Source organism: Gottschalkia acidurici 9a, from assembly GCF_000299355.1.
Lineage (GTDB): Bacteria > Bacillota > Clostridia > Tissierellales > Gottschalkiaceae > Gottschalkia > Gottschalkia acidurici.
On the sequence record NC_018664.1, the window covers coordinates 1716527 to 1734909 of the forward strand.

22 protein-coding genes and 1 pseudogene are annotated in these 18383 nt (G+C 28.1%); 2 read left to right on the forward strand and 21 right to left on the reverse strand.

Annotated features, from left to right (window positions below):
* Window position 1: 1 nt before the first annotated feature.
* The 19 genes and pseudogenes from CURI_RS08205 to CURI_RS08285 all read right to left on the reverse strand — a co-directional run bounded on the left by CURI_RS08205 (window position 2) and on the right by CURI_RS08285 (window position 14175).
* Window positions 2-520 (reverse strand): YceD family protein, encoded by a 519-nt coding sequence (locus tag CURI_RS08205; RefSeq protein ID WP_014967782.1) that lies wholly within the window; start codon window positions 518-520, stop codon window positions 2-4.
* A 95-nt stretch (window positions 521-615) separates the two neighbouring features.
* Complete coding sequence (locus CURI_RS08210) at window positions 616-1800, reverse strand: acetate/propionate family kinase (protein WP_014967783.1); 1185 nt, start codon at window positions 1798-1800, stop codon at window positions 616-618.
* A gap of 813 nt (window positions 1801-2613) precedes the next feature.
* Window positions 2614-3332: pseudogene (locus CURI_RS16550) on the reverse strand (endonuclease V).
* Window positions 3333-3724: 392 nt separating this feature from the next.
* Window positions 3725-4006, reverse strand: coding sequence for a hypothetical protein (locus CURI_RS08220; RefSeq protein ID WP_041701687.1), 282 nt, complete (start codon window positions 4004-4006; stop codon window positions 3725-3727).
* 201 nt (window positions 4007-4207) lie between these two features.
* Complete coding sequence (locus CURI_RS08225; protein ID WP_014967786.1) at window positions 4208-4612, reverse strand: DUF6258 family protein; 405 nt, start codon at window positions 4610-4612, stop codon at window positions 4208-4210.
* 351 nt (window positions 4613-4963) lie between these two features.
* Complete coding sequence (locus CURI_RS08230) at window positions 4964-5242, reverse strand: hypothetical protein (RefSeq protein WP_014967787.1); 279 nt, start codon at window positions 5240-5242, stop codon at window positions 4964-4966.
* A gap of 452 nt (window positions 5243-5694) precedes the next feature.
* The gene (locus CURI_RS08235) at window positions 5695-5973 is read right to left on the reverse strand and encodes a hypothetical protein (RefSeq protein WP_014967788.1); all 279 of its coding nucleotides are present in this window, start codon (window positions 5971-5973) and stop codon (window positions 5695-5697) included.
* A gap of 435 nt (window positions 5974-6408) precedes the next feature.
* Complete coding sequence (locus tag CURI_RS08240) at window positions 6409-6801, reverse strand: hypothetical protein (protein ID WP_041701690.1); 393 nt, start codon at window positions 6799-6801, stop codon at window positions 6409-6411.
* A 656-nt stretch (window positions 6802-7457) separates the two neighbouring features.
* Window positions 7458-7868 (reverse strand): hypothetical protein, encoded by a 411-nt coding sequence (locus tag CURI_RS08245; RefSeq protein ID WP_014967790.1) that lies wholly within the window; start codon window positions 7866-7868, stop codon window positions 7458-7460.
* Between the two features lie 119 nt (window positions 7869-7987).
* Window positions 7988-8149: a hypothetical protein gene (locus tag CURI_RS15855; RefSeq protein WP_014967791.1), complete on the reverse strand. Its 162-nt coding sequence runs from the start codon at window positions 8147-8149 to the stop codon at window positions 7988-7990.
* Window positions 8150-8206: 57 nt separating this feature from the next.
* A complete protein-coding gene (locus CURI_RS08250) occupies window positions 8207-8419 on the reverse strand; it encodes a hypothetical protein (protein ID WP_014967792.1) in 213 nt (70 codons plus the stop codon).
* 334 nt (window positions 8420-8753) lie between these two features.
* Complete coding sequence (locus tag CURI_RS08255; protein WP_014967793.1) at window positions 8754-9212, reverse strand: hypothetical protein; 459 nt, start codon at window positions 9210-9212, stop codon at window positions 8754-8756.
* 875 nt (window positions 9213-10087) lie between these two features.
* Window positions 10088-10537 (reverse strand): hypothetical protein, encoded by a 450-nt coding sequence (locus tag CURI_RS08260; RefSeq protein WP_014967794.1) that lies wholly within the window; start codon window positions 10535-10537, stop codon window positions 10088-10090.
* Window positions 10538-10562: 25 nt separating this feature from the next.
* Entirely contained in the window at window positions 10563-10721 is a 159-nt protein-coding gene (locus CURI_RS15860) for a hypothetical protein (RefSeq protein WP_014967795.1), read from the reverse strand.
* Window positions 10722-11280: 559 nt separating this feature from the next.
* Window positions 11281-11697, reverse strand: a complete 417-nt coding sequence (locus tag CURI_RS08265; RefSeq protein ID WP_014967796.1) for a hypothetical protein — start codon at window positions 11695-11697, stop codon at window positions 11281-11283.
* A 79-nt stretch (window positions 11698-11776) separates the two neighbouring features.
* A complete protein-coding gene (locus CURI_RS08270; protein ID WP_014967797.1) occupies window positions 11777-12187 on the reverse strand; it encodes an EndoU domain-containing protein in 411 nt (136 codons plus the stop codon).
* A 578-nt stretch (window positions 12188-12765) separates the two neighbouring features.
* Window positions 12766-12996 carry a hypothetical protein gene (locus CURI_RS08275; protein ID WP_014967798.1) on the reverse strand — a complete coding sequence of 77 codons (231 nt, stop codon included), beginning with the start codon at window positions 12994-12996 and terminating at the stop codon, window positions 12766-12768.
* 271 nt (window positions 12997-13267) lie between these two features.
* Window positions 13268-13747 carry an antitoxin YezG family protein gene (locus CURI_RS08280; protein WP_014967799.1) on the reverse strand — a complete coding sequence of 160 codons (480 nt, stop codon included), beginning with the start codon at window positions 13745-13747 and terminating at the stop codon, window positions 13268-13270.
* A 5-nt stretch (window positions 13748-13752) separates the two neighbouring features.
* Window positions 13753-14175, reverse strand: a complete 423-nt coding sequence (locus tag CURI_RS08285) for a DNA/RNA non-specific endonuclease (protein WP_081580428.1) — start codon at window positions 14173-14175, stop codon at window positions 13753-13755.
* A gap of 252 nt (window positions 14176-14427) precedes the next feature.
* Between CURI_RS08285 and CURI_RS08290 the strand changes: the two genes are divergently transcribed.
* Complete coding sequence (locus tag CURI_RS08290; RefSeq protein ID WP_014967801.1) at window positions 14428-15600, forward strand: nucleotidyltransferase; 1173 nt, start codon at window positions 14428-14430, stop codon at window positions 15598-15600.
* A 93-nt stretch (window positions 15601-15693) separates the two neighbouring features.
* Here CURI_RS08290 and CURI_RS08295 read toward each other — a convergent pair whose 3' ends face one another.
* A complete protein-coding gene (locus CURI_RS08295; protein ID WP_266353317.1) occupies window positions 15694-16482 on the reverse strand; it encodes a patatin-like phospholipase family protein in 789 nt (262 codons plus the stop codon).
* An 80-nt stretch (window positions 16483-16562) separates the two neighbouring features.
* Between CURI_RS08295 and ylbJ the strand changes: the two genes are divergently transcribed.
* Window positions 16563-17834, forward strand: coding sequence for a sporulation integral membrane protein YlbJ (gene ylbJ, locus CURI_RS08300; RefSeq protein WP_014967803.1), 1272 nt, complete (start codon window positions 16563-16565; stop codon window positions 17832-17834).
* Between the two features lie 80 nt (window positions 17835-17914).
* Here the strand turns inward: ylbJ and CURI_RS08305 are convergent, their stop codons facing one another.
* Window positions 17915-18382: a hypothetical protein gene (locus CURI_RS08305; RefSeq protein ID WP_014967804.1), complete on the reverse strand. Its 468-nt coding sequence runs from the start codon at window positions 18380-18382 to the stop codon at window positions 17915-17917.
* Window position 18383: the final 1 nt, after the last annotated feature.

The window sequence follows — 18383 nt, forward strand, 5'->3', positions numbered from 1 at the left end:
ATTAATCAAACAAGTCTTTCAGTTTCGCTAGACGAGGATCAATATCTTCCTTAGTACAGTCACATTGTCCTGCATTTAAATCTTTTCCGCATTTATCGCATAGACCTTTACAATCTTGTTTGCAAAGAGACTTCATAGGTAAAGATAACAGTATAGAAGATATTATATTATCCTCTATCTCTAATTCTTCACCATCATAGTAAATTATGATCTCATCATCATCTTCTTCAATTGGTTGATTTGATTTTTTCATAATCTTTCCCGATATAACTGTTTCTATCTTTTCTGAAAACTCAGTTAGACATCTAGCACAGTCTTCAATATATTCATATGCTAATTTAGCATCTAAATATATACCATCTTCTGTATAATACATATTTCCGGTTATGCTAACTGGCTCTTTCAACTTTATATTACGTTGATTAGTAATATTTTCATTAAATACATTGATGTCTAATTTTTCTTCAAGTTCAAGTTTATAAACAGTTCCCTCGAAAAGTTGTGACAAATCAAGCTTCATGTTGACTCACCTCTTAATCTTTGCCAATTTTCATTATATAAAGGTGCAGCCACTTTGTCAAGAATTAATCTTTACATGAAGCTACACTATTTATATTAATTTTTTGTATCTCTAGCTATCATTAATTCCTCATTTGTAGGAACTATAACTACCTTAACTTTAGAATTTGGAGTACTTATTATAGTTTCTTTCCCTCTAACATTATTTGCTTCTTGGTCGATTTCTACTCCTAAGAATTCTAATCCTTTACATATTTCTGATCTAGTTAATCCAGCATTTTCTCCTAGCCCAGCTGTAAATACTATTACATCTACTCCACCCATTAGTGCCGCATATGAACCTATATATTTTTTAGCTCTGTTGTGGAATACATCTAATGCTAATTGTGCTTTTTCATTTCCAGCTTCAGCTGCATCTTCTATATCTCTAAAGTCACTGCTTATTCCCGAAATTCCTAAAACTCCTGACTTTTTGTTTATTAAATCATTAGCTTCAGCTGTACTTAATCCTTCTTTCTCCATTACATAAAGAATGGCAGCTGGATCTATATCTCCAGTTCTAGTTCCCATTGCTAATCCTTCTAATGGAGTGAATCCCATACTAGTGTCTAAGCATTTTCCGTCTTTAATAGCTGATATACTTGAACCATTTCCTAAGTGACAAGTAATTAATTTTATATCTTTTAAATCTACGTCTAACATTTCTGCAACTCTGTTAGATACATAGTAGTGTGAAGTTCCGTGGAATCCATATCTTCTTATACCGTATTTTTCATATAATTCATATGGTAAAGCATATATATATGATGATTCTGGCATTGTTTGATGGAACGCTGTATCAAATACTGCAACCATAGGTACATTTGGCATTATATCTTGGCACGCTTCTATTCCCATTATATTTGGTGGGTTATGTAGCGGCGCTAAGTCTGCACACTCTTTTAACCCTTTCATAACTTCATCATTAATTAAAACTGATTTAGAGAATTTCTCTCCACCATGAACAACTCTATGACCTACCGCATCAATTTCATCCATTGAAGAAATTGATCCATGTTCTTTATCTATTAATGCATTTATTATTATCTCTAAAGCTACTTTATGATCACTCATTGGTTGTTCAAAGATAACCTTTTCCTTTCCAGCCGGCTCATGTTTTATTCTTGAACCCTCTATCCCTATTCTTTCAGCTAATCCTATAGCTAAAACTGATTCATTACTCATGTCTAATAATTGATACTTTAAAGATGAACTTCCACAGTTGATGACTAATATGTTCATTTAATATTCCCTCCATGTGTATACTTTATACTTTATTCTATATACTCATATTATTACAATCAGACAAAAAAATCAACAATTATAAAGAACTTTAATAATATTATTAGTTTTTGTAGATTTTTGTAAAAAAGCACCTTGCTTTTTATGTAAGAATATCCTCTTTAGTATAGTGTATGTGTTTTTTAACTTGTTTTTAATTACCTATTATATTAATAAATATATGTTGTTCCTAAGTAAAGTCTATTGTTTTAAATGTGAGTTTAGAAATGATTATAACACTTCTATTCTATCATATTAAAAACATTGTTGATATAAAGTTGAAAATTTTTTCTATAAAGTCTTTTTATTATACAAATTAATCTACTTAATCCAAGGTGAACTCATAAAATTCATTAAATACTTTTTTATTAAAGATTTGTAACGTCTAAAATAAATCTATTAAATTAAATTAACTATACCCATCTCTTTATATCTATTATCTATCACTTTATAAGTCTAAACTTTTTTTAGTCATATAATACACTCCGCTACACATTAATTTACCCTATTGGTTGATACTTTATCTAATTATTTTTATATGCAGTAGAGTTTCTATAAATTTTGTTAATTTAACTAGATTGTATAGCTTATTCAAACATGTTGTATATTGTTTCTTTAACATAAATGTAGCTTTATATTTTTCTATATTGGTATCATTAAATTTATTCTTAATGCCTACTAACATAATTAATATAGCTTTATTAAGCCTCATTGCATATATTTGTTATTCTATTACTACCATATTATTATTTATATATTTATGGTATTTTTATTTTACCTTGTCCTATTTAACTTATGTCTAAGTATATGTGTTTCTAGATCTGCGAGTCTTACTGGTATAGGTAGTTTACTTTCTCTATTTATTAGGCTCATTGCTATTTTATAACTAGTATCTAAATCTATGTAGTTATCACTGGATACAAATATAGGCTTAACATCCTTCAGTGTTCTCACAGCTCTTCCATAAACTTCTCCTCCTATTATTATATCGTTAAATGCTCCTTTTTCATTTACAGGCATATCAAATTCTTTTCCCTTAATTTTTAAATAACTCTTAGCTATACCTATTGTTGGTTTATTTAGAAAGAATGATGCATGAGTTGCTATACCCATATGGTTATAGTGCAAGTATCCGTTTCCATCAAACAGAAATACGTCTGGACATATAGTTAATTTTTTAGCTGATTCTATAATTAAAGGCATTTCTCTAAAACTTCGTTTGTTTTATAGTCTATAACTACGATACTACATACCCCATATGACTTTTCATCCTCATCCCAATATGCTAAATCTACTCCAGCACATATGTTTATATCTTCTAATCTAACATTTTTATTTAAGTTAATCTTTTCTTTTAAGCTAGTCTGCACTTTTAAAAGTTCTTCTTCTGTTTTTAGGTTGAAATCATGAATATAATTTACTTTCAAGTAATATCTCCCTCCTATATCATATCTTCTATAATTATTTTTCTGCCTAATCCTCTTCTTTCTCATCCTCTATCATTTGAACAAAATAGTGCATACAGGTATCCCATACATCAGGCTCTGATAAAAAAGATTTGCTATCTATATTTAAACTAAATTTTTCTGCTTATTAAAAATCTTATGTTAAAAATGCTTTTATTGATCGTACTACATCTTGTCCCACAAATTATATTCAAATGAAACATATCCATAATTAATGTTATTTACATTATCAATAAGATAGCTAACTAAAAATACTTACCTTATTAATACTCACCATTACTAAGTTTTCTTAAAGCTTCTTTAATGTATTTTTATCTTGATAACATAATGAATATAAATATAATTAATCGTATTATTAAAATCATAATATCATTTCTACCTACTGTTTTTTCTTAAGTACCTAGTAATCATATTTATACTTAATCCCACCAAATTTTCTGAATCATAGAATCCTCCGTATTCTCGATAGCTTCTTGTAGTGATAAAAAACCACCTCTTATTATAGGAAATCGATCCTTTTCAGTGACCGATTCATATAGTACATAATAACACCCTACTTTTCTGTCATTGCGGATTTCCGTTAAATCTTCATAATCTCCACTTCCATACAAAGTGTGCCATTTAATAATTCTGATTTTACATTCAATAGAGTTGGTATATTTCCATGTTCCTTGCTTTATAACTTCTGCATTTTTAAACATAATCATGTACCCACCTTCTATAAATCATCACAATCTATTTCATTTACATCAAATACACCTATATCAACAAATTTTCACTTAAGTCGAATATTTAATTTGCAAGTAGTTTTCTTATATTTTTTGGCTTTATAATTGAATGTATAAAGAATTTTATTGTATAAAATCTATGATACTGTAACTTCTTTTCATTTTTTTATAAAGTCAATTATATATTTTAGTTCCTTGATTTAATGGATCTTCTAGATATATACCCTTAGTTTTTAGCTTAAGCTTTACTTCTTGATGGTCTCCATAATTATTGTATGATCCCATATATAGATCTATTTCATATCCACTTTCATCCATCTTCGTTATCCTCCAGTCATATAACTCGTCATTAGGAATAATTTCTGGTGGATCAAAACTAAACGTTTCTATATCAGTAAATACTATTAGTCCATTCTCTATATTTTCATTATTATAAAAATCCCAAGCTCCACTACTACTTCGTATTCGTGATATTAAATTAAACTGTATTTTTACTTCTTTTTGTTGAGAATCTATAATAATTGACTTTATAAATCTATCCCCTACATAAATAGTTTCTAAAAATTCTTCTAGATTCAAGGTTAATAAACTCCATTCTATTTTTAGTTGACCAAAAATAATTTAGATATATAGGAACTTTCATTAAATATTAGCTCAAAACCAGTACAAATAGTGAGTCTAGTAAAAGTTATACTTCTTAACATGTCACAAATTGACATATCAGACTCATATGGTAATTTTATGTGTTCAGCACTTCCTGTATAATTATCAATTATATCTAGAAATCCATAACTCTTTGCAGTTGCTGAGAACTCTTTTATTATTTTATTTTTATCATTCCTAATTGCATCTACAAAATCATTCTTTAATGCACTGCACTACTAACCCTTTATTTTATATGGGATCTTAATAGTTTTATGCATCCCCTTACTACCATCCTGATGCTTTAAGCTTAAATAAAATAGCAATTATACTTATAATCAATAGCTTAGTTTTTAAATTTCCGTTCATAAACTCTATTATTAAGGGAAAAAATCCATGAGTAATTGAATAAAGAGCAACAATCATAACTGGTGTTATCATAAGAGTAGATTTTGCAACTAGGTTCATATTGCTGTACCATATTACATTTGTATAATATGCTATTAAAATAGATAAAGCAGTTGACAATAATAGGCTCGCTAAAACATATTTTGCGAAAGATCTCATTTGACTTCCCCCTAGTTTGATTAGTTATAATTATTAATTTCTTTTTTTACTAATATTTTCTTTAGATTCTTGTGCCTTATTTTTAACCTTACTAGGTCTTTCTATCATCATTGTTTTTATACAAAACGAAAGGCTATTAGTGGTATATATTTTCATTGTCAATCTCTGTTTTGTTGATTTTTTATGTTACATTTAGAACATAATTTGGATTTAGTTTGATCAACTAAAGTTATTTATATTACTTAACTTATTTTAAAGGTAATATAATGGTTGTATATAAGCTCCATATTCTTTGATGTACTTAGTATTGAAGTTGGTACTAGTTATACCTTTATTTTACTATCAAAAGGATCTTCTTGTAAAACTTTTCCCTTTTATTCTCACAAAAATGACTGTCTCAGTTCTAAATTTTTACTCCATTTTGAGACAGTCACTTTTGAAATACATAGTAGTTAATTAAATTTCTTTTCCCATAAAACAAATTTATCCCATATATCCTCATTAAAAACCGATTCATTATTTAAGTCATAGTAAACAACAAGCTCTTCCCATTTGTCATATTTAAAATTCTCTGGATATTTTCCAGTATTAATAAGTTCTATTAATAAACCTTCAAGAGCCATTTCATACTCACAGTGTTTATAATAATGCTTAACTTCATTTAATTCATCATTTGGTAGAACCCTTTCAGCATAAGAAATATATTTTCCAAGCATCATATCATAATTCATACTCGCATTCACACCTTTTTACTTATAACATAAGATTAGATAGAAAGTTTATAGGATAATGAGATCTTATTTTCTCAGTGTATTTTCTGTTACTTGAAGACTAGAAATCAACCATTATCTCCACCTATCCCTCACCCTAGTTACATAAGCATAACTGTACTTAACTACACCATAATATTATTTATAATCTTAATCTATCTCTAATTTTAAGTATTTTGCATATATAGTTATAATATTTTATTAAGAAGTCCTTATCAAATTGCACTTTAGGGTACTTAAAATATTATATTTATACTATTTCTAATATCACTTTTTCAATTTTATCAATATTATCTTGGCCTATCTCAATATATAGTAGTTCAATTAATACTTTAGTAATCTTATTAAACACCATCTTGCTAGAGCCAACAATATCGTACACTGCAAAATTAAATATTATTTTCCTTGTGGAATTTTCTTTAATTCTTCATATTCTTGTAATGCTTCAATAATTCCACTTGCATATTCAATAGGTAATCCTATTATTAGAGGTGCAATATTATCAAATGCACTATCTGTATAAATTACAGACTGTCTATTATTAATATTGATTGTCACATCTAGATTTTCATTTTGATAGTAACTATACTTAATTCCTAACAATCCATAGTAACTGTTGTTCTTCGGAAGCTTTATTTCAAGCGCAAATTCTTTGTCTCTTAGGGTCTGCTGATTTGCTTTAACCTTTAATTTAATGTTATCATAAATTTCATTAAATTCTTTTTTTACTTCTTTATCATTTGATATAGCTATTTTTTTAAAATTGTTTTCGTTATCAATAATTAACATACTTGCCTCCAAAATTCTAACCATTTTTGAGAATTAAATTCTCCTGAAAACATTTTTATAACATTCTTATGATACGTGGTAAATGGTAGCTTCTTTTCATTTAAAATTTATATAATTTATAAACTCATTACTTACATATAGATTTAATTTATCTATACACACTTAAATTCTACTCATTTATTCAACTTCTTCATCACTTCTTTTTTCTATATTTTCACAAAATCATTATTTATAAATATTAGTTCTTATTAATGCCCTAATTTGAATGTGAGTTCCATTTTATCCTTACAATACTATAGTTATAGTCGTACCTTCTCCTAAATGATATAGAAAAAGACAGCTACTTTTTTAAAAATAACCGTCTTATGAGTTAATACTCCTTTATACATAGTATCTAATTTTCTTAGTAATAAAATCATTATAACACTTGAAATCAATAGCTTAGTTCTTGAAACTCTGTTTATAAATTCTACTATTAAGGATACAAATCAATGAGTAATTGCATAAAGAGCAATAATCATAACTGGTGTTATTATAAGAGTAGCTTTTGCAACTGGATTCATATTATTATAGCATATTACATTTGTATAGTATGATATTAAAATAGATACAATAGTTGATAATAATAGACCAACTTAATTGCCTGTTGAATTCAATTATAGATTCCAATATGGATCATCTTCATGTCCATCTAATTCTTTAACAACATATCTAATCATTTCTCTTATATTATCATTCTTTTCAGTTTCTAAAGAGCTTTTAATATATCTATATATATTACCTAGTCCTAGCATCCCTATAATGCCCGTAATTCCTTCAAGAAAATCTGTTGTTCTATATGTCCAAACTTCCTTTATCCACATCTCTATTCTTTCTTTCATTTGCTTATCTAGCTGTTCATACATATGCCATTGTCTTAAAGATAATTCATATAATGAATCTGTAATCTCTTCTACTCTTTCATATTTCTTATCACTTTCAGCATAATTCAGTACATTATTGAACCAACTGTATAAACTCTTTTTATCCATGTAATCTGGTAAATCATCCATTTTAGTTGAATCCATTTTTATTCTCCTTTTTACTCTAACATGTCTACGATAATATGTGTTAGTTCATTAGATGGGCTGTATAATTTATTATATCATCCAGTCATCTGATTTTTAACCACCATTATCCAACGCATTCAGTTACCTCCAGATTCAATTCTAGGATATCTTATAGCTATGTCTTGGTCAGGTGAATGCCATTTCACTACAAAATTGCTTACCATTTTGTGAAAACTTGTCTTTGTTATTATAGAACCTGGTAGACTACCAAATGCATTTGGTGTTCCATATGAAACCATTTACTGTCATTTACCTAAATGAATTTTTTATACTTAAACTTATATTTTTCTTACTAATTATTCTCTTGTCAATCTTTCATTCCACTCTCTTTCTCTATTTAGATTTTTAATATCTTCTTCTGTTGGAACTAACTTTTCTTTGATTAATTTTCCTTCTAAATCCCATTCATTTAGCTTTAAACAGATACCCAATTCATATTCACCAACTGATTTTAGATTCCCATTTTCAAACCAAATTTCTTCTTTTCCGCTTACTCGACCATATTTCATATTCTGTTTCCTACTCTATCACATTTAAATCTTTCTTTATGGTCTTGGTATTTTACTTTTTCTAGTATGTTTGAAGTATCATATATGATATTTTATTTATAGCTCTCTTTCTAATAACTTATATGTGCATTCTAGTTATAAACGCTCTAGTTTTCTTCATCTTTTATTTATTACTTATATAAAGAAAAATCTAGCGTAGTTTTTAATAACCCTAGATTTTTCTTTATTTAACTATTTTTTAGTATCTCCCTTACTGTCTCAACATTCTTATTCACTTATTTTAATATAACCGTTATTAGCTTCATCAGTTATAAGTCAGCAAATAGTATGCATGCTATTCTTTCATATCTTTGATATGAATTTCATATTCACATTCTTCATGATAAATTGCTGCAATGATTTCTGTATTTTTATCTGCTACTATAAATTCACGTCCACTAGAAATATTATGCAATTCTCTTAAAGCTTTGCTATAACTGTCTACCACTACATTTGCCCATATTGTTTCATTACAGTTAGGAACAATTATTAGCCATTCCTTGTTATCTTTTAAGAATATCAAACTTTCCTCTAACCATCGAAAATAACTATTAGCTTTATTGCAAATCTTTAATGAGTAAGTAGGCGTAGAATTTATTTTTATAAATTCTTTAATCACTAAACTAAATTTTTCAATCCACTTCGAATTACGTTCCTCAAATTCTATTAACTTTATACTTGAAAATTGAGCCATGATTTTCTTTGCATTAATTAATGCTAATTTTCTTTTAATTAATTGAGCTCTTTTTTCCATGTAATCTCCCCGTTATTTCATTATATTATGATAAATATGACGTTTGATAATAGAACCATACAGATTAAAGTATATTTCTTTTTTAAAGTCATAAGTTAATTTATCTATACCATTTTTTCACTTACCAGCATCGATATTACCTAAATCCTTAGTATAGTCAACTTCAGTACTCTTTACTTGTAGGGCATCATATTCATAATATCTCCCGTGATGTGTTAGACTACGATCTTCATAATCTTTACATTCTAGTCTTTTTAATCATATCATCTCAAACAGTCCATTGACATTTTGGCTGTTATGACCCTGAAATACCTGATCTAATTTTAAATCAGTTTAAAGCTTGTCTTCTGTTTAAGCTTCTAACTTCACTTATACCCTCAGATCTAAATTTAATTCCGATTTTCTTCCTTTCTACTGGATCTTAAGTTTTTTAGTATCATTTAAATCACAGTGCGATAACTAACTATATCTATTATTTTAGCAACATCTACTACCTTATCAACCTTATTTATTACTTTCACACCTGTTGTTGGTACATTAAAATCTAAACGTATCTATAGAGCTAGACCCAAAAGTTTTTATGAAGCTGTTAGCTCATAGATGACTATATTTATTTCTATAATCATTAGTATATAAAACTAAAAGCAAAGCTGACACCATATGAAAAACGATGTCAGCTTGTATAAATGAAAGATATTCTAAGATAGGGTTATTTTTGGTGTATGTTGACCTTGTTTAAGTTCATTTTTATTATGGGAGCTTTTCACGAAATGTGAGGTTTTATATTCAAGATCTATGATTAACTGTCCTGCAAAAAAGTTCTTTCAGCATTATAGTATTAATGGCTTTGCTTTGTTAGACGCTGGATAGAGTTATTAATCAGTTTTTGCAAGAGCAATTTCAATAATATCTTCATCAATGCCTACTCGAAATAACGATCCATTGTCAACATTAATTATACTTATTTCATGTTTTTGATTCCACAATTGCTCCAAAGCATCACAATAATCTAGCACTTTTACTTTTGCCCACCACAATCCCATATCCCCACATGGAATTATCCATATAGCTTCATTAGCTAAAAAAGGCAGTTCCTTTTTTAGCCATTGAACAATTTCCTTGACATCACTTTTTACATCTATTGTTGCAATAGAAGGACATATCCTCCTACTAGTCAGGTCTTTTAGTTTCTCCCTATATTTCAACATATCTATCGAATCTATCTCTAAAAACTCTACTACTGTAAATGCTGTTATCTCCTGCATTTCATTTTTTGCTTTTATATAATTTGCTTTTTTTTGTATTAATAACTTTCTATCGTTCATTATCTGCCTTATCTTCCTTTCATATTTACTTTTTAAAATATATGTGATGGTCACAATCTATTTTAACTGTATCATACCTTAAGTCAGGGTTTTTAAAATCATAATTTAATATATCTTCACCATCTGGAACTTTACCACCATGAGTATGTGAATCTTTCTCTATATTATTTGTATGGTAAGCCACAACTTTTTTCCCTTCGGTGTTTCATATTCATAGTACCTTCTATGATGTGTTGAATTACTATAAAAAACCTTATAGTTTGTTATGTATAGTTTTTATAAGCTACCATTAAAATTAGCTACTTTATTACTAAAAGATATAGGAGAACTTATATCATCAGCATAGCTTTCTATGACTTTAATACTCTTTCTATCTTCAGTTAAACTTTCTTTGAAATCTTATACTATTCCTTTCATTAACCTTACTATATTTTATTTCTTTACAATAAAAAAAGTACAATATTCCTTACTTGAAATATTGATCTTTTTCATTGGTATAATAATATTTTTTATTTTCTTTTAGTTACATTTTACTGCATTTTTGAAGTTATGCAGCATTCTTTTTATGCTTGATTTATCAAATTTCCTTTTAAATACTAATATTTCTTAAACTTAAATTGCCCAGAAATTTTGTAATCAATTAAATTATTTTTTTAGCTATATTATAAAATCCTCTTACTTATTTAATTTAAATTAGCTATATTTTTTGAGTTCTCTATCTTTAAATTTTAAATATCATAATTTTAGCATTGCAATTTTTTTATAAAATCCTTAAATATCTTCCGTACTGCTATACCACTTTTTGGAAGTATAGTTTCAATCCGTTTCATGATTGTTTTATCACCCGAAATTAGTCCTATATTATCTGAATTAACAATCACTCTTAATGAATCCATACAGGTTTCAAACAGCTCGTCATTATCTATACTAGAAAGTAAAATCAAACTTTGTACTATGATTTCATCATTAATATTACTATCAACGCAATAAGCAAATCTAATTTGCCAGGCTATAGGTTTTAAAAGAATGTTATCTAGTAACTTTTCCCAATCATTTTTGTTAAACTTCTCTAACATTTCTCTAGCAATTGTAAAGCCTTCATCGTACCAATAGTCTATTGTAAATGATCCTGATAGATATTCTTCTAATTCTTCATACATATTAAAATCCTCCTGAATAATCCTTTTGCTAAGATATCTACTAGAATGAATAAATAGTTTATTTTCACTTTCTTCAATGTCAATTAAATCCTGATAGGAGTGACGTTGCCCATCCTCCAGTTGAATATCCAATTACTACATTATCACCAATTTTAATAACTTCTATTTGTACACCATCTTTAATACCCCTGTGTAATGTTGCTCCATCAGATGCACATTGACCCAGACTTGGAGTGTCTCCTGCTTTTTTTATGCTATCAATAATCTTATCATTGAACCATGTATCTGGAAAAAGTATGCTTGTCTTGATTTTCGCAAGATTTCCATAGGAAAACTGAGTTATAAACTTAACTTTTTGACCATTAGCATTAGTTGATATCACATCAACCGCATACTTGGAGTTATTGTTTATAATTTTTGGTGAATGTCCACCAATTAACTCCTTTTTGTTTGGATTTTTACGTTGTCCAAAGAATATTTTATCTCTCATTTCATCACTGTCTTTACTTGTGTAAACATCACCCGTTCTCTTAGCATTTTTACCGCGCTTTAGTATATCTGCCCCTTCATCAACATACTTTAGTGATTCAACAAGAGGTAGTAATCCTATTCCATCAAGTGCAGTTTTCCCTACATGTTTCCATGATCATTCCCAGTTTTGAATATCATGGGTTATATCTCTAATATCTCCTAATATGTCTGCTCCTAAAAGTCCTGAGACTATCTACAACCCTCTTCCTAGTGCGTTTACATCCTCTGTATAATTACCTAAAAATAACTGTTTGAAAGCTGACTTCACATAGAAGTTCTCTTTTTTTCTCACTACCATATCCACTAGGGTCTATATAGTTTATAGGATTATTCCCTACATATGCATATAGATTTAGTTCATATCCTATACATTTCTTTGCCTTCTCTGTTTTTTGTAAATATATTGGATTTTCTCTGCTTTCAGCTTACGGTGTTTTTACAAGCCTTGTTATCCTAACTTTTAAAATTCTTTTATCGTCCTTAAAGCCCATGTTTTAAAGTGTATTAGATTATTTATTCAACTACTTAAAGTTTAATCTATCTTGTACTTTTATTCCTTAGGGCTTTAGGGGCTTTTATCTCACTTATATACATTTCTTTATTTCTAAAGTTTACTTGATCTCCTATTGTGTATTGCTCTTTTGTTTCTACTTCATAGTAGAAAAGGTCCATATCATGTAATCCTGCTTCTGTTCCTCCTGCTTTTTTAAATGCTAAAAGGTCTTTGTTTGCTGTATAGGTATTATCTTCTGATAATATTATGTTCATCCAAGTAGCTACATTGGGATTATTTCACATCTAATAACCTCTATATAAAAAAACGGCTACCATAAGATAATCGCTATAATTTAAAAGTTATTCAATATTATTAAATATTTTCCTTATTGATATCAAATAGCTTCCTACTCTTTTTTATTTTCTGTATTATGTTCTAATACGCAATAATATCTCACATTTTATTTTTGTACCAGAAACTGATGTTCCTTTACTAAATTTCTAGTTCTAATTAAGTAAATATGTATTTAAAAATTATATTGGGTTATCTGGATATTCTTCTATATATTTTTTTTATCAAATTTTGTAGTGCAGCCTCTTGAGGTCTCTCATTTAAGTATTTGTATTTCCAAATAATAAGTTGATCACTAAAACTATAGTCGCTATCAAGCAAATTCGTATAGTCAAAGTGAACTTTTAACTTTCCCGTTCTATCTAATATTAATGTAAATGAGTACCATAGTTTTTGATTCTCGTTTTTAAAAACTTCTCTCATCGATTCCGCTAATGCAAACAATTTCCTTTTATTTGTTTTGAATTTCTGTTCATCAACTTTATATTTATAAGGAATTTCAAGACTGTATTCGTAACTCTCAAGATTTGATGCAGGAAGGTAGTAAAAATAAGTACTCCCACCATCCTCTGATATTTGTGCATAAAAGTAAAACTTTATCCATTCTTGTGGAATCATTTCATTAACTGTTTCAGCAATTTGTCTATATATATCATTTAGTCTTTTCTCCAAGTATATCACCCTCCCGATTGATTTTTTATTATTTTCTCAACTATTCCTTTGCCTTCAATTTCATATGTTATTTCAAAAGAATCTGGTCTTGATAAATCATTAGAATATATCGGGTCTATTTTTACAGAAACCTTTCTTGGTAGTATTTCCTTCAATGCATTAGCCCACTCTTTTTCCATCGTATACCATTCCCCACCTGCACGGTTAATTTGACTGTTTTGAGCAAAAAGATTATCAATATCACCCGAACCGTGAAATTGTCTTCCTATTAAGTGGCCACCATCATCATTAGGTAATATGTTTTCTCTACCAGCAACTCTTTGCATTGCCGGTTTTCTCTTTGCTTCTTTTAATATCAGATTGTCTGCCTCTACATCAATAACTCTTCCCAAATCATCCGTGATATACTTATATACGTCTTGCGTCATATAACGAATATTCTAGTATATATAAATAGTATTTACAATATATATTTCAAATTGTGTTTTAAGTATTTGTCGACACTTTTTTTAATTTATGTTGATAAAGATACTTTATTGTCATATTGATTCAATTCATGTCTTTTTTTGATCACTATATCTTATAGATATTAATCTACTAAAAAAACATTAAAGATATTTTTATGATAAAATATAAAAAACTATATATGATTTTTGTTTAATTTAAAGGAAGGTGTTTTAATGGGTATAGTTGGTTTAATAGTTGAATATAATCCTTTCCATAATGGACATTTGCATCATTTATTGGAGTCAAAAAAGATAACTAACTCTGAATATTCTGTAGCTATAATGAGCGGAAATTTTTTGCAAAGAGGTGAGCCTGCTCTTGTGGATAAATGGTCTAGAGCTAAAATGGCTATAGACAATGGAGTTGACTTAGTATTAGAACTACCATTTATATATTCTTGTCAAAGTGCGGAGTTCTTTTCTAATGGTGCAATAAAGATATTAGATAGTCTGAATATTATAGATAGTATATGCTTTGGAAGTGAGGCAGGTAATATTGACATTCTAGATGATATAGCTAGTGTTCTATTAAGTGAACCTAAAGAGTTTAGTGAGCATTTGAAAAGTAACTTAAATAAAGGTTTGTCTTATCCTAAATCTAGAAGTATAGCATTAACTAATTTTTTTAAAAATAATAATTATATTAATTATAATGAAATAGAAAGTGTAGTTTCAAATCCTAATAATATATTAGGTATAGAGTATATTAAGTCGCTAAAAAGACTTAATAGTAAAATAAAACCTTTTACCCTAAAAAGAATTTCTTCTAATTACCATGATAAGAATATTAACGGAAGTATAGCAAGTGCTACAGCTATACGTGAAGAATTTTTTAGAAGTAAAAACTTAGATAAGATAAAAGGTACTATACCTAACGATACATATAAGTATCTGTTAGAATTTTTAAATATAAATAAATCATTTAATTCCGTAGATAACTTCAGAGATATATTATTATATTTAGTTAGAACTATGGATTATAATAATATTTGTAATATTATGGATATGGAAGAAGGACTGCAAAACAGAATCTTAAAAGCTTTTAATAACTTTAATGACTTAAACCATGTATTAAAAGAAATTGGAACTAGAAGATATCCCTTAACTAGAATTAAGAGAATTTTAACTCATATATTAGTAGGACTAAAAAAAGATACCTTTAATAAATTAAACTCTTATGGCCCTCAATATATTCGAGTTCTTGGTGCTAGTAAAAATGGTATCAAAATTTTAAGTGATATTAAATATAAATCTAATCTTCCCATAATAACTAAATTTTCTAATTACAATAAATTTAATAATGAAACTTTAAATGAAATGATCGAGCTAGACAAAAAAAGCTACTGATATCTATTTTACAGGTCTCAATAGATTTAGTAATAATTCTAATATTGGCTTAGACTATTATACTTCTCCATATTTTTTAAAAAGATAAATGAATTATTCATATTCATTTATCTTTTTTACTATATCATCCATCTTTGCTAATGTAGCTTTATATCCTATTTCTACGCACTCCTCTACTAAATCAAATCTAGTTGGTCCTATATGAGATAAGTCAGGTGCTATAATAATATCTGCCTCTAGCTTTTTATTTAAGGTTGCATTTCTTGTTAGCAAGTCGATTGACTGTATAATGGTATCTAATATATTATTTTTTTTAGATTGAAAAACTGTATATCCTAAGTCTACAGCAATGGTAATGTCTGAACCTATTTTTTTTATTTCAGATACAGGTATTCTATCTAAAACTGCACCGTCTACCAATATCATATCTTTTACTTTAACAGGTTCGAATACACCTGGTATAGATATACTAGCTCTAACTGCTTCACATATTGGACCTTCTTCAAACACATATTTCTCAGAACTTTTTAAATCTGTAGCTACTGCTATAAATTTTTTGCTTAGCTGCTCTATTCTCTTTCCTTTAGTAAGTAGTTTTATCATTTCTTCTACTTTTTTGCCCTTTATAATTCCTCTTTTCGGAACAGTTATATCTACCCATAGTTTTCTATCTACACGTGCTGCAATATCTCCAATCATAGAAGGTTTTATATCACAACAGTATAAGCTTCCTATTAAAGCTCCTGAACTGCATCCAGCCACAACATCTACGTCTATATTATTTTCCTCTAGGGCTTTTAGTACTCCTATATGTGCCAATCCTCTTGCAGCACCTGACCCTAAAGCTATCCCTATAGTAGGTTTATTTTCCAATACATTCACCCCTTTTAAACATTCAATTTTATTATCATATTAACCAATTAATTTAAATATAATGTAACATATATCACAGGAGGGTCATTATGACTATTTTAACTTTTATTATTATATTAATGTTTATTATATTATTCTCCATATTATTAAAAAATAAATCTTATATATGGAACTTTATTGTTATTTTTTTAGTCTTATTTTTGGTTATAAGTATAATAATTTATCCTAAACATTCTGTAGATGCTGCATTAGAAGGTGTTCAAACTTGGTTATTCGTAGTTCTACCATCTTTACTACCTTTTTTTATAGGAGCTGAACTTCTGACAAAGTTAGGACTCGTTGACTTTATAGGTATACTACTTGAGCCAATAATGTATCCCTTGTTTAGAGTTCCTGGAAAGGGATCCTTTGTATTTGCTATGAGTGTTACATCAGGTTATCCTGTAGGAGCTAGCTTAGTTTCCAACTTAAGGTCTGAAAATTCCATTACTAAGAGTGAGGCTCAGAGACTAATTTCTTTCTGTAGTACCTCTGGACCATTATTCATAATAGGAGCCGTTTCAATTGGTATGTTGAAAAATCCATTGGCAGGAACTTTACTATCAATATCTCACTATCTTGGTGCCATTAGCGTAGGAATTCTTTTTAGATACTTAGGAGAATATGATAAATTTAGAAAAAATAATTCTAATATAAATTACATAAAAAAGTCTTTCAACGCACTATTAAATTTAAAAAATAAAGATTTAAGCTCTTTTAGCTTGATGATGAGTGACTCTATAAAGTCTGGATTTAATTCTATAACTATGGTAGGAGGCTTTATTATAGTATACTCGGTAATTATAGAAATTTTAGATGTTACTAATATAATGAACTATGTATCTAGCTTATTGATTTCTTTGACTCAATTAAACATTGATTCAGAGCTAGTTAAATCTCTCTTGTCTGGTATAATAGAGTTAACCAATGGATGTAAATCCATATCTGAATTAAATATAAGTCTTATATTAAAGTTATGTTCTGTTAGCTTTATAATAGGATGGGGTGGATTTTCAGTTCATAGTCAAGCAATAAGTATGATGAATAAAACAGACATAAGTTCAAAGTTATATTTGATTTCAAAAGTATTACACGGTGTTTTATCTAGTTTATATACTTACTTAATATATACATTCTTCTTTAAGGATAAACTAAATATAATTTCAACTACTACATCTAATATAACTTCTTCCTATCCATCTAACCCATTATCAACTTTTAAATTTGCATTAAAATTAGAAGCAACTGTAGTCGTTACAATTATAGCCATTTCTATTGTAACAGGAACTCTGTATACTATTAAGCATTACTTAAGTAAATAACAAATTTACATAAAATAAAGACTTAATGCATGTGATAAAAATTCCACATAGATTAAGTCTTTCATTGATTTGTCTTTATATTATCTATTTTCGCTTAACTCACTTCTATTTATCTCTAATACGTCTATAGTATCCTTTATTCTTCCTTCTAATTCTCTTAAATTGTTCTCCATATTTTTCAATATATCATCAGCATATTCATTTGCACCTATGCGTATTTCTTTTGCATTACTTTGTGCTTTCGCCATTATTTCTTGAGCTCTATCCTGAGCCTGGCTTACTATTTCATGACGATCTACCATTTCTTCTATATGTAGCTGAACTTCTTTAACCATAGTGTCAGCATCGCTCTGCGCCTCAGCAAGTATTCTTTGTCTCTCTTCTTTTATCCACTCAGCTTGCTTTAGTTCGTCAGGTAATTTTACTCTTATTTCTGTAATTATTTCTAGTAGTTCATTTTTATCTACCAATACTTTACTAGCAAAAGGTATACTAGATCCACTCTCTACTATGTCTTCTATCTCATCTAATAATTTGAAAATATCCATT

Coding starts and splice junctions, on each gene's coding strand:
- CURI_RS08205 (WP_014967782.1), bottom strand. CDS start 520: ATGAAGCTTGATTTGTCACAACTTTTCGAGGGAACTGTTTATAAACTT.
- CURI_RS08270 (WP_014967797.1), bottom strand. CDS start 12,187: ATGAGAGATAAAATATTCTTTGGACAACGTAAAAATCCAAACAAAAAG.
- CURI_RS08230 (WP_014967787.1), bottom strand. CDS start 5,242: ATGAGATCTTTCGCAAAATATGTTTTAGCGAGCCTATTATTGTCAACT.
- CURI_RS08210 (WP_014967783.1), bottom strand. CDS start 1,800: ATGAACATATTAGTCATCAACTGTGGAAGTTCATCTTTAAAGTATCAA.
- CURI_RS08275 (WP_014967798.1), bottom strand. CDS start 12,996: ATGAACATAATATTATCAGAAGATAATACCTATACAGCAAACAAAGAC.
- CURI_RS08260 (WP_014967794.1), bottom strand. CDS start 10,537: ATGAACGATAGAAAGTTATTAATACAAAAAAAAGCAAATTATATAAAA.
- CURI_RS08285 (WP_081580428.1), bottom strand. CDS start 14,175: ATGACGCAAGACGTATATAAGTATATCACGGATGATTTGGGAAGAGTT.
- CURI_RS08265 (WP_014967796.1), bottom strand. CDS start 11,697: ATGTATGAAGAATTAGAAGAATATCTATCAGGATCATTTACAATAGAC.
- CURI_RS08235 (WP_014967788.1), bottom strand. CDS start 5,973: ATGAATTATGATATGATGCTTGGAAAATATATTTCTTATGCTGAAAGG.
- CURI_RS08290 (WP_014967801.1), top strand. CDS start 14,428: ATGGGTATAGTTGGTTTAATAGTTGAATATAATCCTTTCCATAATGGA.
- CURI_RS08220 (WP_041701687.1), bottom strand. CDS start 4,006: ATGTTTAAAAATGCAGAAGTTATAAAGCAAGGAACATGGAAATATACC.
- CURI_RS08240 (WP_041701690.1), bottom strand. CDS start 6,801: ATGTTAATTATTGATAACGAAAACAATTTTAAAAAAATAGCTATATCA.
- CURI_RS08255 (WP_014967793.1), bottom strand. CDS start 9,212: ATGGAAAAAAGAGCTCAATTAATTAAAAGAAAATTAGCATTAATTAAT.
- CURI_RS08250 (WP_014967792.1), bottom strand. CDS start 8,419: ATGAAATATGGTCGAGTAAGCGGAAAAGAAGAAATTTGGTTTGAAAAT.
- CURI_RS08305 (WP_014967804.1), bottom strand. CDS start 18,382: ATGGATATTTTCAAATTATTAGATGAGATAGAAGACATAGTAGAGAGT.
- CURI_RS15855 (WP_014967791.1), bottom strand. CDS start 8,149: ATGGTTTCATATGGAACACCAAATGCATTTGGTAGTCTACCAGGTTCT.
- ylbJ (WP_014967803.1), top strand. CDS start 16,563: ATGACTATTTTAACTTTTATTATTATATTAATGTTTATTATATTATTC.
- CURI_RS08245 (WP_014967790.1), bottom strand. CDS start 7,868: ATGGATTCAACTAAAATGGATGATTTACCAGATTACATGGATAAAAAG.